Origin of the sequence: Acinetobacter sp. A22 (assembly GCF_030913345.1) — a bacterium.
In the GTDB taxonomy this organism is placed as follows: Bacteria; Pseudomonadota; Gammaproteobacteria; order Pseudomonadales; family Moraxellaceae; genus Acinetobacter; species Acinetobacter junii.
In genome coordinates this window covers 1,200,238-1,214,470 of the sequence record NZ_CP133162.1, presented here as the reverse complement: position 1 = coordinate 1,214,470, position 14,233 = coordinate 1,200,238, and the positions used below count along the sequence as shown (strand labels likewise).

Here is a 14,233-nt window from a genome sequence, read left to right as displayed (position 1 = left end):
TTGTAGTTGATATAAAAAAGCCTCTTAATTTCTTAAGAGGCTTTTTTATTATGCTTTCTCAGCTTGCGGTTCAAGCTGCTTTAACAAATGTTTTTCTAAATAGTGAATATCCATTGCTTGTTCACAAAAGTTTTTATCTTTTAAGATTAAATCTTTGTGTAATGGAATATTGGTTTTGATGCCTGTCAAAATCATTTCATCAAGTGCTTGACGCATACGAGCTAAAGAAGTTTCACGGTCTTTGCCATATGAAATTAGTTTTGCAATCATCGAGTCATAGTATGGTGGAATGCTATAACCCTGATAAATATGAGAATCTAAGCGAATTCCTGCGCCACCAGGTGCATAAAAACTTTCAATTTTACCTGGTGATGGTAAGAATGTCGTTGGATCCTCTGCATTGATACGGCATTCGATCGCATGACCTTTCACTTCAACTTCATGCTGTTCGATATCTAGGCCAAGACCTGCAGCAATTCGAAGTTGTTGTTCAATGATATCAATTCCAGTCACCATTTCAGTAACAGGATGTTCCACTTGAACACGTGTATTCATCTCGATAAAGAAGAATTCACCATCTTCAAACAAGAACTCAAATGTCCCAGCACCACGATATTGCATTAACTTACAAGCATTTACGCAAGCTTCAAGAATATCCGCACGCGCTTGTTCAGGTAAGTTTGGAGCAGGTGCTTCTTCTAGAACCTTCTGATGGCGGCGTTGCAATGAACAGTCACGATCATATAGATGAATCGCATGACCATTACCATCACCTAGTACTTGTACTTCAACATGACGAGGCTTTTGCAGGAAACGTTCCATATAAACTGTATCGTCGCCAAACCACATCTCAGCATCACGTTGAGCGGCTTGAACAGACTCAAGTAATGTGTCGACACGTTCAACAATACGCATACCACGACCACCACCGCCAGCTGCCGCTTTCACGATCAATGGGAAACCGATCTCGCGTGCTTCAGCCAATGCATTGTGAATGGTAACAGCGTGATCACAGCCAGGAACAGTAGGTACGCCAGCTTTTTTCATTGCAATAATCGCGGAGACTTTATTCCCCATCAAACGAATATGCTCAGGTCGAGGACCAATGAAAATGAAGCCTGAGTTTTCAACAATTTCTGCGAATTCAGCATTTTCTGACAAGAAGCCATAACCAGGGTGAATCGCATCAGCACCTGTAATTTCTGCGGCAGTAATAATTGCAGGAATATTCAGATAGCTTTCGCTACTTGTACCTGGTCCAATACATACCGCTTCATCGACAAAGCGTAAATGCATTAAATCTTTATCTGCGTCTGAATAGATACCGACAGTTTTAATACCAAGTGTTTTACAAGCCCGAGTTATTCGTAAGGCGATTTCACCACGGTTTGCAATTAATACTTTCTGCAACATAGAAATCCCCAACTTATTAAGCGCGGTAGCGGAAAAGCGGTTGGCCGAATTGGATGACTTCACCATTTTTTACAAGAATTTCTTCAATCACACCGCTCTTGGTTGCTTCGATCGGGTTCATGATTTTCATTGCTTCGATGATTCCGAGTGTTTCACCAGCAGAAACGGTTTGACCGACATTAACAAATGGTGCCTCACCAGGGCTTGCAGCGGCATAGAACACACCAACCATTGGTGATGTTTCAACAGCACCACGAGGAGTTTTTGCTGCTGGAGCCGCTGGAGCTGCCGTTGTAGGCGCAGCCGCCACAGGTGCAGCAGCATACACTGGAGTAGGACGAGTCAATGAAATAGATTGATCTCCTTCCTTAACTTCAATGGCTTGTAAGTCAGATTCAATCATCAAATCGATGAGTTTCTTGATTTTACGGATATCCATGAGTGCATGTTCCTACAATGTCTAAATTAGTTAGAAGATTGAATTTTTTCAATAGCGTAATCGAGTGCGAAGGAATAACCCTTAGCACCTAGGCCACAAATTACGCCAATGGCTTTATCGGATAGAAAAGAGTGATGTCTGAATGCTTCACGAGCGTGAACATTGGACAAATGAACTTCAACAAAAGGGATTGCAACACCCAGTAAAGCATCTCGCAAAGCGACAGAAGTGTGGGTGAGCGCAGCTGGGTTAATGATGATAAACTTTACACCTTCAGTTTGTGCTTGATGAATACGATCAACAATTGCACCTTCCCAGTTGCTTTGGAATGTTTCTAATGTAAGAGATGAATCTTTGGCTTGAGCAATTAATTGTTTGTTAATATCGTCTAGCGTGAGATAACCATATACTTCTGGTTCTCGCTTACCTAGCAAGTTCAAATTCGGTCCGTGAATCACCAAAATGGTTGAGCTCATTTAGCCTGCTCCAATTTTAAAATTGCAAATTTAATTTGCAAGATGTCTGCAAAGTTTGCTTATTATGGCACAAAATTCTGCAATTTTTTTATAATTTCTTTTACTGAGTGAAGAAAGTTGCATGCCAAGCATGGTGCATATAATGAAAACTTTGCAAGGAAATCGCAATGTTAAAATATGACAAAAAAATAGGTTTATTTATTTTTAAAACATTTTAAACCGAACTCACCCGAATCGTTCATGAGATTTGTGTAACTGATGAGTCAATCACTTATAAGTCTTATTTTGATCATAACTTAAGTGAGTGAAAGTGTTGGTTTTTTAAACTTGGTTGAGGCGATAGTTAAACATCTCTTAAGATTAAAGCATTGTTTTACTGAGAGTTGTATTGTGCTTTTGTCTACTACAAAAGAGTATAAGCAAAATGCTTTTTGACATTGGGAAATTATGAAAGTTTATGAAACATCCACTTTGCAAATTGTATTTCTCTAAGACAATTAAGCAGATTCGTATAAATTGTAAGTTGGCAAAAATGATGAATTTTCACATTTGTTATGGCAGTTAATGACATGAAAATGTCCGAAAAAGATATCTATTGCTTCGATAATATACTTCGTACTTAAGAGACAACTTTCGATTGGCGTAGTATCTCTTATGGGTCTTTCAAAGCTGTCTTTCGATTGAAGACAGCTTTTTTTGTCTTTAATTTACTGATGCTGTTTTATAAATCTGAGGCAGTAGACAATTTTGAGCGAGCTCAGTAGATATTTCGGATGATGATTCTAAGGCATTCCATTGCTGCATTTGCTCAAACAACCATTCAAAGTCAGTCACTTTGGGTTGTGCATCATTTTCAATCAGATGACGAACTATATTTTGTATGGCATGGTATTTTTCTACATGCACTTCTTCAGAACATTCAAACTGAATAATATCGAATTCGACTAAAAGGTCCCAAATTGGCGCAAAGTCTTCAATCGATTTAAGCTCTTGCTGTGCTTTGATTAAAGCTCGAGTGAGTGAGATTAATGTATTCGGATGCTGTTCTGCCCAATCATGTGTCACAGCAAGCACTTTATCTGCGACATTTGGGATAATTTGCTGACTTGAACATACAATTTGTCCTAATCCTGCTAGTTCAGCTTGGGTATTCCAAGGCTCACCCACACAGAAACCATCGACTAAATGAGTGCTTAGTGCTTCTACCATATACGATGGCGGTAAGGTTTTTACTTGAATGTTTTTTGCAAGTTCCCTATCTGCCAAAGCAAGCCATTCTTTTAAACAATAATGATGGATAGAATGTTGAAACACATGCGCGAGTGAAACAGGATGATTTTGTTTAAGATGATCTACTAACTTTTGAGCAGATTGTTCCGCAGTATCGTCTTTTTGAATCTGTAATTGATAACACAGTTTCTGACTCAGGCTAATAAAAGCACGACTCTCGCTTAAGACCAATGGTGTTTGTAAGGGAATACCAATCTGATCATTGCCAATTGCAGCAGCAGGTAACATAGCAGATAAGCAATGTGCAGCATCGAGTAAACCAAATGCCAGTCGATCGCGTAAACTTGCCCAGGAAGCTTCTTTGATCAGCCGAACATCTAATCCTTCTTCATCAAAAAAACCGCGTTGTTTAGCCCAAAGCAGTGCTACGCAATCAAGTAAAGGAATATAACCAAGTTGCAATTTTGTTTTTTCTAAACTGCTCATTTATTCATCCTTTAGTTGATTGTTTAAAAGCTCTTGTGCATCGAGTAGACGACGTGCCATTTCACCGATGGTCATACGATGACTCATCGCATTTTTTCTTAATAATTGGAATGCTGTATCTTCAGTGAGACCGTGAAGTTGCATCAGTAAAACTTTCGCTTTTTCAATATCTTTTCGATCTGCGAGTTTTGTTTTTGCATCTTTTAGATCACATTCAAGTTTTTTATGCTTTTTATATTGCTCAATCGAAATATCCAGAATGGTATGTAAACGACTTGGATCGATACCATCAACAATATAGGCAGTGATGCCTGCATCAATTGCTTGTTTGATGGTGTCTTTGTCAGTGTTTTTAGTAAAGAGTACAGTGGGTAGGTCAAAGTTACTTACACAGCTTTCAATAACGTCACGATGTGGATGATCCATATCGAGCAAAATGACATCTGCTTGAAGATGTTCCAATTTGAAAATATTCAGGTGATCAAGAGTAAAGCAAGCAACAACATCAAAATCATGTTCAATTAAACAAGTTTTGATGTATTCAGCTCGGGCTTGATCATCATCAATAAGTGCGATTCTGAGTTTCGGCATAAGTATAAAGATCAAACGATAAGTGTGTGTGCATTTAAGACGATGCACGATGAATGTTGTTTTAAAAGCAAAATTGGTGCCATTGGAGTTATTCTTATTCGGTGCAATCGCTCCTTTAGCATCTACATTATGCGCTTTATTGTATCGTTCATTGATTTCAGAACCAAAGAAAATTTAGAACTATGTTTTAAAACCATAAAATGTATTGTTTTGGTGCGTAAAAAGAGTTCTTTTGAAGCAGAAAGAATTGTGCTTTAAAACGGGTCATCCTCATAAAGCCCTATTTTGTATAGGGGTAAAATGTAGTGTCTAAGCTATTTTTATTTATAAAAATCATTAAAAAACAATGATTAATATAATTTCTTGCTTTGCTTTCTTAAAGTTGGCATAGCATTTGCTAAATATTTATTGAGTCAAAGACGACTTTCCAAAAAATTGTAAGACGGCCAACGATGTCCGATCTGATCGGTTTGTTCACACAGAGTGCTGTGTCAACAAAGCAATATACGTTCAGTATGGGAGATGGCAATGTCTTTAGATTTATCGGCAAAAAAAGCCACATCAATAAAGTTATTTAACTTTTCTGCACCAGCGATGCGGGCATTCCACATGAGTTGGCTTGCTTTCTTCGTTTGTTTCTTTGCTTGGTTTGCATGTGCACCTTTAATGCCAGTCATTGCAGGTGAATTTCATCTGACTAAAGATCAAATCGCAAATATCAATATCGCAGCAGTCGCAATCACCATCTTAGTCCGTTTGATCGTTGGTCCTTTATGTGACAAGTACGGACCACGTAAAACATATACCGCTTTGTTGATTATCGGCAGTATCCCCGTTTTTGGTGTCGCTTCTGCAAATAGTTATGAATCATTTCTGTTCTTTCGCTTATTAATTGGTGCAATTGGTGCGAGTTTTGTGATTACGCAATACCACACTAGCATCATGTTTGCTCCAAATGTCGTGGGAACTGCAAACGCAGCCTCAGCTGGTTGGGGTAATGCTGGTGGTGGGGCAACACAAGCACTCATGCCGTTATTACTATCTGCATTGGTGATGTTTGGTGTAGAGCAAGCATTTGGTTGGAGACTCGCACTAATCGTTCCAGGTGTCATGATGGTGATCGTAGGTTTTCTTTACTGGAAGTTTACTCAAGATTGTCCTCAAGGTGATTTCAAAGAGTTACGTGCTCAAGGTGTGGTTGTTGGCAGCGATAAAAAAGGTGGTCTAGCAATCTTAATGCATGCTGCTCGTAACTATCGCGTATGGATTCTCTTCTTCTCATATGCAGCTTGTTTCGGTATCGAAATCTTTATCCATAACATCATTGCGATGTACTACGTCGAACACTTTAGTTTCGGATTAAAAGAGGCTGGTTTAGCAGCAGGTATCTTTGGTTTGCTCGCATTATTTGCCCGTGCATTGGGTGGGATTCTTTCAGACAAAGTTGCACTCAAAAAAGGCTTGGATGGTCGTACTAAAGTACTGTTTGGATTGATTCTTGGCGAAGGGCTTTTCTTAATGTTGTTCTCGCAAATGAATGGACCTGTACTCGCTATTCTCGTAATGACGGTATTTGCATTATTCACACACATGGCATGTGGTGCGACTTATGCGCTTGTTCCATTCATTGATCGTGAAGCGCTAGGTGGTGTTGCAGGCATCATCGGTGCAGGTGGAAACGTTGGTGCAGTGGCGGCAGGTTTCTTACTGAAAGGTATGTTGGATATTCAAACTTGTTTAATGGTTCTAGGTGGCTTAGTGGTCATTGCTGCGAGTTCGGTCATGCTTATCCGATTTTCGGTAGAGCATAAAGAAAAAGAACAACGTTTATTTGAACAAGCAATTTTAGAACGTGGCTCAGAACAAAACAGCGCAGCTTAATCTCAGATTAGATTTTAGGAGAAACACAATGAAATTAGTGATGATTGGTCACGGTATGGTGGGTCATAAATTCATCGAAGCCATCTTAGAGAAAGCTGATGATGAATTAGAGATAACAATTCTTGCTGAAGAACCACGTATTGCATATGACCGCGTACATTTGACTGAATATTTTTCAGGTAAATCAGCGAAAGATTTATCACTTGCTCGTTTCGATTTTGCCGATGCACATGGTATCGATTTAAGACTAAATACCAAAGCTATTGCAATTGATACAAAAGAACAAACCGTGACTACTAGTATGGGTGATGTCATCAGTTACGACAAACTCGTACTGGCAACTGGTTCATATGCTTTCGTTCCGCCAATTGCAGGTAATGATCGTGAAAATTGCTTTGTATATCGTACCATTGAAGATTTAGATGCGATCCGTGCTGCAAGCCTAAACGCGACATCAGGTGTGGTGATCGGTGGTGGTCTACTCGGTTTGGAAGCGGCTAAAGCTTTACGTGATTTAAATCTTGAAACACATGTAGTTGAGTTTGCACCACGTTTGATGGCGGTTCAAATTGATGATTTAGGCGGTAAAGTATTACGCCGTAAAATTGAAAACTTAGGTGTAAAAGTTCACACGCAAAAAGCGACACAATGTATCGAAGCTGGCAATAATGCTAAGCATGTAATGAAATTTGCTGATGGTAGTGAGCTTGAAACGGATGTGATTTTGTTCTCTGCGGGGATTCGTCCACGTGATGAGTTAGCACGTTCAAGTGGTTTAGCGCTTGGTGAGCGTGGTGGTATCAAGATCAATGATTACTGCCAAACCTCTGATGAAAACATTTACGCAATTGGTGAATGTGCGCTTTGGGACAATAAAATCTATGGTCTCGTTGCACCTGGATATGACATGGCGCGTATCGCAGCCAAACATATCTTAGCTGAAGAAACACATTGTTTCGCTGGTGCTGATATGAGCACTAAGTTGAAATTGATGGGTGTAGATGTGGCATCGGTTGGTGATGCACATGGTATGACACCGAACTCACTTAGCTATTTCTATGCTGATGAAGATGCATTGGTTTATAAGAAAATCGTTGTCGATGCAGATAAAACCAAATTACTGGGTGCAGTACTGGTTGGTGATGCAAAAGAATATAACGATCTTTTACAAATGATGTTGAATGGTATCGCATTGCCAGAAACACCTGAAAGCTTAATCATGCCAGGATTTGCTGATTCTGGTGCGAAGGCGGGCGGTAGCGGTGTTGATTTACTTCCAGACAGTGCAACGATTTGTTCATGTAACAACGTATCGAAAGCAGATATTTGCCAAGCCATTTGTGATGGTTCCACCTCTTTAGGTGCTTTAAAGAAATGTACTAAAGCAGCAACAGCGTGTGGTGGTTGTGCGCCATTAGTTACTCAAGTTTTAAAGTCTGAGTTACAACGTCAAGGTGTAACGGTTAATAACCATGTATGCGAACACTTCCCGTACTCACGTCAAGAGATCTATCACTTGGTGCGTGTCAATGAAATCAAAACATTTGATGATTTGATTCAACAACATGGTCATGGTTTAGGTTGTGATATCTGTAAACCAATGACAGCAAACATTTTGGCATCGTGCTGGAATGACTTTGTATTGGAACCAACGCATGCAGGTCTACAAGACAGTAATGACTACTACTTAGGAAATATCCAAAAGGATGGTTCATACTCAGTTGTACCACGAATGGCAGGTGGTGAAGTCACGCCAGATGGTTTGATTGCTGTAGGTCAAATTGCTAAAAAATATAACCTGTATACCAAAATTACAGGTGGTCAACGTGTTGACTTATTTGGTGCGCAACTGCACGAGCTACCATTTATTTGGGAAGAGTTGAATGCAGCAGGCTTCGAGTCAGGTCATGCTTATGGTAAATCATTGCGTACAGTGAAATCATGTGTAGGTAGCACTTGGTGCCGTTATGGCGTAGATGATTCTGTTGGTTTAGCGATTGAATTAGAAAACCGCTACAAAGGCTTACGCTCACCGCACAAACTAAAAATGGCTGTGTCGGGTTGTACGCGTGAGTGTGCTGAAGCACAAGGTAAAGATGTTGGTGTAATTGCGACAGAAAAAGGTTGGAACCTATATGTGTGTGGTAATGGTGGAATGAAACCACGCCATGCAGAGCTTTTAGCTTCTGATCTAGATACTGAAACTTTGATTCGTTATATCGACCGCTTCTTTATGTTCTATATCCAAACAGCTGATCGTTTACAACGTACGAGTGTATGGCGTGACAACATGGAAGGTGGTTTAGATTATCTCAAAGCTGTGATTGTCGATGATTCGCTTGGTCTTGCAGAAGAACTTGAAAATCGCATGGCACATGTAATTGGAACTTATCAAGACGAATGGCGTACTGCGGTAGAGAATCCTGAGATTCGTAAACGCTTCCAAACTTACATTAATGCAAGCGCTGAAGAGCAAGCTGATCCATATATTCAATTTACTGAAGTGCGTGATCAGATCCGTCCATTAAATGAAGCTGAACGTTCAGTTGATCGTATCCCGATGGTAGAAGCATAAGGAGAATCAAAATGACAAATCTAAAAGACATGAATATGCTTTCAGAAAATCAATGGATTGATGTGTGTCATCTTGATGACATCACGCCAAATACAGGTGTAGGTGCACTTATTGCGGGTCAATCCGTTGCTTTATTCCGCGTAGGGAACGAAAAACGTATTTATGCATTAAGTAATAAAGATCCGTTTAGCCAAGCAAATGTAATGGCGCGCGGTATTATTGGTGATTTGCAAGGTGAGCGTGTTATTGCCTCACCGATTTACAAACAACACTTCAGTTTAGCAACAGGTCGATGCCTAGAAGATAAAGATCAAAAGCTTTCTGTTTTTCCAACCAAAATCGAAAATGGTCGAGTTTGGGTAGGTACTGTTCCGCAAAAAACTTATATTACCAATAATGGTGTTTCTCAAGAAAAACTGAAGCTCGTTTTGATTGGTAATGGTTTGGCTGGAATGCGCTGTCTAGAGGATTTACTCGACATGGCACCTGATCGTTATGATGTGACGGTGATTGGTGAAGAGCCTTGGGGTAACTATAACCGTATCATGCTTTCACCCGTGCTTTCTGGTGAGAAAACCATTGATGACATTATGTTGCATCCACATGCATGGTACAGCGATAAGGGCATCAAATTTATTGCTGACGATCCTGCTATAAAAATCGATCGTACTCGTAAAGTAGTGCATACACAAAAAGGCGAAAGTGTCGATTACGATCGTTTGATTATTGCAACAGGTTCATCTCCATTTATCCCACCTGTACAAGGCGTGGATTTGAAAGGTGTAATCAGTTTCCGTGATATTTATGATGTCAATACCATGATTAAATATTGCGAAACGAAGAAAAATGCTGTGGTGATTGGTGGTGGTCTGCTTGGCTTAGAAGCAGCTTACGGTCTCAAGCAACGTGGCATGAATGTCACTGTTCTTCATTTGATGGATCGCATTATGGAGCGTCAGCTTGATGGTCGTGCGAGTCGTATGTTGCGTCAAAGTATTGAAGAAAAAGGGATTAATATTATCACTGAGGCAAATACTGAAGCATTGATTGGTAAAGATGGCCATGTTAACCAAGTACGTCTGAAAGATGGCACAGTGTTGGATGCCGACCTTGTCGTATTTGCTGTAGGTATTCGTCCAAATATTGCTTTGGCTCAAAGTGCTGGTTTACGTTGTAATCGTGGTATTTTGGTCAATGATACGATGCAAACATTTGACCCAAGTATTTATGCAGTAGGTGAATGTATTGAGCATCGTAATCAGACTTTTGGTCTCGTCGAACCATTGTGGGGACAAGCATTTATCTGTGCAACACACTTGGCAGAACACGGTAGTTTAACTTTCAAATCACCAACCGTTCCGACTCAGCTTAAAGTTAGTGGTGTTGATGTATTCTCGGCTGGAAATTTTGAACCGAAAGAAGATTACGAAGACATTATCCTGAATGATGAAAAACGACAAATATACAAGCGTATCATTATTCAGAAAGATAAAGTCATCGGTGCGGTACTGTTCGGTGATACTGAAGATGGCATGTGGTATGCGGAATTGATTGCAGATCAAACACCAATTTCAACATTTAGAAATAAATTGTTATTTGGTAAGGATTTTGCAATGAAGAAAGCAGGTTAATCATCTTTGGGGTTTAGGTTCCTCGGTGCCTAAACCCAAACAGAACGTGAAATTCAGGCATAGATGAAATAGGTGAAGGGGCAGTCATGAACAGTATTCAAAATTTAGAACACAGTCGCTCCGATCAAGCAGAAACAATCATTACAAAAACAACGTGTCCCTATTGTGGGGTTGGATGTGGTGTTGATGTCACGGTAAATCATAAAGCACAAGGAACAACGGTTGAGGTTGCTGGTGATTTGGAACATCCATCTAATTTTGGACGCCTTTGTATTAAAGGCAGTAATTTGGCGGATACTCTAGGATTAGAGACTCGCGTTTTGCATCCGATGTTTGGTCGTAAGAACCATCGTAAGGTAACGACATGGGATGCAGCCATAGAAAAAATCGCAGATCAATTCCAAGCGTGTATCGATCAACACGGTCGTGACAGTGTGGCATTTTATGTATCAGGGCAGCTATTGACTGAGGATTATTACGTCGTCAATAAGTTTGTGAAAGGCTATCTAGGTACAGCCAATATCGACACCAATTCACGTCTGTGTATGTCTTCGGCAGTTGCAGCGCATAAACGTGCTTTTGGTGAGGATATCGTGCCAGCAAGTTACGAAGACTTTGAATTTACCGATATGGTGGTGTTGGTGGGTTCAAATACGGCATGGTGTCATCCTGTACTTTACCAACGCATCATGCAGGCTAAAAGTAAAAATCCAGATTTATTCGTTGTTGTGGTTGATCCCCGTTTTACCAGTACATGTGAACAAGCAGATTTGCACCTTCCAATTTTACCTGGACAAGATGTCGCATTGTTCAATGGTTTATTACAGTATTTATATAAGAATAACTTTATTGATCAACATTTTGTCGATACACATACAGAAGGTTTGGACACTTTACTAGAATCTAGTCAGACTGAAGCTGATTTTGACTCAGTCGTGAACCGTACGGGAATTTCAGCAGAAAAGCTAAAATTCTTCTTCGAAAAATTTGCCACCAATCAAAAAGTTGTGAGCTTATTTTCAATGGGTGTGAATCAATCTTCTCAAGGGGTGAATAAAGCCAATAGCATTATCAATTGCCATCTTTTGACAGGGAAAATTGGTAAGTTAGGTGCTGCGCCATTCTCAATGACAGGTCAACCGAATGCCATGGGTGGCCGTGAAGTGGGTGGTTTAGCCAATATGTTGGCAGCACATATGGACATCGATAATCCATCACACCAAACACTTGTACAAAACTTTTGGAACAGTCCTGTGATTGCCAATCAAGCGGGACTGAAAGCAGTTGACTTATTCCAAGCTGTGGAGTCTGGAAAAATTAAAGCCATATGGATTATGGCAACCAATCCTGTGGTGAGTTTACCTGATGCGGATCAAGTAAAACGCGCATTGACCAAATGTGAGTTTGTCGTGGTTTCAGATATTTGTGCTGATACAGATACCACAGCTTATGCGGATGTGTTGCTTCCTGCGTTAGGTTGGGGTGAAAAAGATGGAACGGTGACCAATTCTGAACGCCGTATTTCACGTCAAAGAGCTTTTTTACCTGCTCCAAAGCAAGCAAAAGCAGACTGGTGGGCCGTTGCTGAAGTTGCGAAAAAATTAGGTTTTTCTGGTTTTGATTTTAACAACGTATGTGACATCTTTAATGAACACGCCGCCTTATCTGCCCATCAAAATGCAAGTTTGGATCAACGTGATCAAGTGGAAAACTTTCGTTATTTCAACCTAAAAGGACTAATGAATTTGTCTTTGGATGAATATGATCATTTACGTCCGATCCAATGGCCCGTTTGGGAAAAAGGTCAAAGTACTGCGGTTGAGCAGTTATTTGATCAAGGCTTGTTTAGCCATAAAAGCAAAAAAGCAAAACTGATCCCGACAGTGGCAATTGATCCAGTTCATGCAGTTTCTGAAGATTATCCATTGGTGTTGAATACAGGACGTATTCGTGATCAATGGCACACCATGACACGAACAGGTTTATCAGCAAATCTGACTACTCACCGAGCTGAACCATTTTGTGAAATTCACCCGAATGATGCTTTAAAATTTGGTATTCGTGATAAAGCATTGGTTGAAGTGAAGTCACAATGGGGCAGTTGTGTTCTGCGTGTCACTTTGGCTCAAGGTGTTCGCCGTGGTCAAATTTTTGCACCGATTCATTGGACTGAGCAAGTTGCCTCTGATGCTCGTGTCGGAAAAGTAGTTAATCCAGTTGTAGATGCAATATCAGGCGAACCTGAGTTTAAACATACACCTGTTGCAATTCAGCCATTCCATACAACATGGCAAGGTGTTTTGTATGTCCGAGATGGGTTTGAACAACAAATCAAAACCTCATTGCAAACATGTGCATGGTGGGCAAAAGTTAAAATAGCCAAAGCAGTTCGTTTTGAAATTGCAGATCGTCACAACTTTGATCAAACGCAGAAGAATTTAAAAAGTTTCTTGCCTTTTGTTGATGAAACTTATGAATGGTTGAGTATTGAAGATGTTTCAGCGCAAATGAGTCATAGCATCATTCTGAAAGATGGGATTTTGATTGCCAGTCTTTATATTGCGCCATCGGATATGTTGCCTGACCGTGATTGGGTTGCGAGTTTATTCAAACGTGAGCGTTTAAGTGCATTACATCGTAAAGCACTGCTTGCTGGTATGCCGATGTCAGCCGCAAATAATGATGGACCATTGGTTTGTAGCTGCTTTAAAGTAGGTAAAAATAAGATCATTGAAGCGATTAAAACGCAGAATATTACTCATGAAAAACAAGTGACAGCTTGTCTAAAAGCGGGTGGTAATTGTGGTTCTTGTTTACCTGAGATCAGAGGTTTGATTAAAACCTGCCAGTTGGAGGCGGAAGCATGAATACAGATTTTCCCGCTACAGATCTCGTGATCTTGGCGGGAGGACAGGCAAGACGAATGAATGGGATGAACAAACTATTGCAACAGTTTGATGATCAGATTCAATTGTCAAAAATTTGTCAACGCTTTAAATCGGAAGTTCAGCAGATATGGGTCAATAGTCATCGTGATAGCTCGATCTATAAAAGTATAGAGCCGACTGTTGAATGTTTTTCTGATGATCAAAACGGCTTTTTAGGGCCGTTGATGGGAATGAAAAGTGCATGGTCGCGTGTACAAGCAGAATATGCATTATTTATTCCTTGTGATGTGACTTATATCCCAAATCAAGTGCTTGCAAAGCTGCATCGTGCCTTAGAGAAAAATCCGCAAGCATCCGTGGCGTATGTAAATATCAATGGCGATGCCTTGTATCCATTTTGCTTGTTAAAAAGAGCGAGTTTATCGATATTAGAACACCAGCTCGCTGCAAATAAATTAAGTTTAAGAGAAACTTTTAGGCAACTACACGCTCAACACGTTGTCTTTCAAAAGCAAAGCCTGTTTTGTCATAGCATCAATTCATTGGATGAGCTTCAACAATACAAGCAGATGAAAGCTTTTAAACAGATGTTTGTTTCAAACTGATCGGTTAAAAAAGCTCTC

General features: G+C 40.1%; 11 protein-coding genes. 6 read left to right on the top strand and 5 right to left on the bottom strand.

Annotated elements, in window-relative coordinates:
• Window positions 1-48 precede the first annotated feature (48 nt).
• From accC to Q9Q86_RS06020, 5 genes are all read right to left on the bottom strand, one after another.
• A complete protein-coding gene (gene accC, locus Q9Q86_RS06040; protein ID WP_004915529.1) occupies window positions 49-1,413 on the bottom strand; it encodes an acetyl-CoA carboxylase biotin carboxylase subunit in 1,365 nt (454 codons plus the stop codon).
• A gap of 16 nt (window positions 1,414-1,429) precedes the next feature.
• Window positions 1,430-1,852, bottom strand: coding sequence for an acetyl-CoA carboxylase biotin carboxyl carrier protein (accB, locus tag Q9Q86_RS06035; protein WP_004915532.1), 423 nt, complete (start codon window positions 1,850-1,852; stop codon window positions 1,430-1,432).
• A 26-nt stretch (window positions 1,853-1,878) separates the two neighbouring features.
• Window positions 1,879-2,328: a type II 3-dehydroquinate dehydratase gene (aroQ, locus tag Q9Q86_RS06030; RefSeq protein WP_075696438.1), complete on the bottom strand. Its 450-nt coding sequence runs from the start codon at window positions 2,326-2,328 to the stop codon at window positions 1,879-1,881.
• A gap of 702 nt (window positions 2,329-3,030) precedes the next feature.
• Entirely contained in the window at window positions 3,031-4,044 is a 1,014-nt protein-coding gene (locus tag Q9Q86_RS06025) for an ABC transporter substrate-binding protein (RefSeq protein ID WP_112987231.1), read from the bottom strand.
• Window positions 4,045-4,635, bottom strand: coding sequence for an ANTAR domain-containing response regulator (locus Q9Q86_RS06020; RefSeq protein ID WP_004915545.1), 591 nt, complete (start codon window positions 4,633-4,635; stop codon window positions 4,045-4,047).
• A gap of 49 nt (window positions 4,636-4,684) precedes the next feature.
• Between Q9Q86_RS06020 and Q9Q86_RS06015 the strand changes: the two genes are divergently transcribed.
• The 6 genes from Q9Q86_RS06015 to Q9Q86_RS05990 all read left to right on the top strand — a co-directional run bounded on the left by Q9Q86_RS06015 (window position 4,685) and on the right by Q9Q86_RS05990 (window position 14,215).
• Complete coding sequence (locus tag Q9Q86_RS06015) at window positions 4,685-4,813, top strand: hypothetical protein (RefSeq protein WP_017397303.1); 129 nt, start codon at window positions 4,685-4,687, stop codon at window positions 4,811-4,813.
• 350 nt (window positions 4,814-5,163) lie between these two features.
• A complete protein-coding gene (locus tag Q9Q86_RS06010; RefSeq protein ID WP_004915549.1) occupies window positions 5,164-6,516 on the top strand; it encodes an MFS transporter in 1,353 nt (450 codons plus the stop codon).
• A 28-nt stretch (window positions 6,517-6,544) separates the two neighbouring features.
• Complete coding sequence (gene nirB / locus Q9Q86_RS06005) at window positions 6,545-9,091, top strand: nitrite reductase large subunit NirB (RefSeq protein ID WP_005402691.1); 2,547 nt, start codon at window positions 6,545-6,547, stop codon at window positions 9,089-9,091.
• Window positions 9,092-9,102: 11 nt separating this feature from the next.
• Window positions 9,103-10,722: a nitrite reductase small subunit NirD gene (gene nirD / locus Q9Q86_RS06000; RefSeq protein ID WP_112987230.1), complete on the top strand. Its 1,620-nt coding sequence runs from the start codon at window positions 9,103-9,105 to the stop codon at window positions 10,720-10,722.
• A gap of 86 nt (window positions 10,723-10,808) precedes the next feature.
• Entirely contained in the window at window positions 10,809-13,589 is a 2,781-nt protein-coding gene (locus tag Q9Q86_RS05995; RefSeq protein ID WP_112987229.1) for a nitrate reductase, read from the top strand.
• A complete protein-coding gene (locus Q9Q86_RS05990; RefSeq protein WP_005080929.1) occupies window positions 13,586-14,215 on the top strand; it encodes an NTP transferase domain-containing protein in 630 nt (209 codons plus the stop codon). Before Q9Q86_RS05995 ends, Q9Q86_RS05990 begins: the two co-directional genes overlap by 4 nt.
• The last annotated feature ends 18 nt before the right edge of the window (window positions 14,216-14,233 follow it).